Raw genomic sequence first — 598 nt, 5'->3', positions numbered from 1 at the left:
CTTGGGAAGTATACTGAAACCCTTGGTCGCTGTGGAGCTGTAACTCTGCGGCGACCTTCTTCTTTTCTCTGTGTACTGCCTGGCGGATAGTATCCAGTACCAGGTTCACTGTTTGCTGGGTTGCAGTTTTATAAGCCACAATACTGTTGTCGTACAAATCACGGATCATAGACAGATACAGTACACCTTGTTTGGTTTGAATATAGGAGATGTCGGTCACCCATTTGCGGTTTGGCGCTTCAGCGTGAAAATTCCGATTGAGAAGATTCTGGTATTTGTGTAGCTGCTGCCCCATCTGCTGCCAACGTCTGCGGCGACGGATTTCAGACAATAAGCCGTATTTTTTCATGACACGCAGGATCGTTTTAGGGTTATGGATGATTTCTTCACTGTTTTTCAGCCATTGCCACATTCTACGGTAGCCATAGGTATGAAAACACTTGTCCTGCTGATTTCGGATCTTCTCTGCCAATGAGGCGTCTTTCTCAGGTCGATTCAGTCGCCTTACAAAGCTGTAATAGCCGCTTCTGGATACCGAAAAGAACCTGCACATGACTAGTACAGAATACTTCTCCCTGTGACGATAAATCACGGCATA

General features: G+C 46.0%; 1 protein-coding gene. It reads right to left on the bottom strand.

What is annotated here, in order from left to right; genetic code table 11:
• Positions 1 to 553 (bottom strand): IS3 family transposase (locus B5G28_RS14300; protein ID WP_242967649.1); only part of this gene is annotated, 553 nt, incomplete at its 3' end.
• Positions 554 to 598: the final 45 nt, after the last annotated feature.

Source organism: Faecalibacterium sp. An77 (genome assembly GCF_002161315.1).
Lineage (GTDB): Bacteria > Bacillota > Clostridia > Oscillospirales > Ruminococcaceae > Faecalibacterium.
This window is presented reverse-complemented; position numbering and strand designations above follow the sequence as displayed.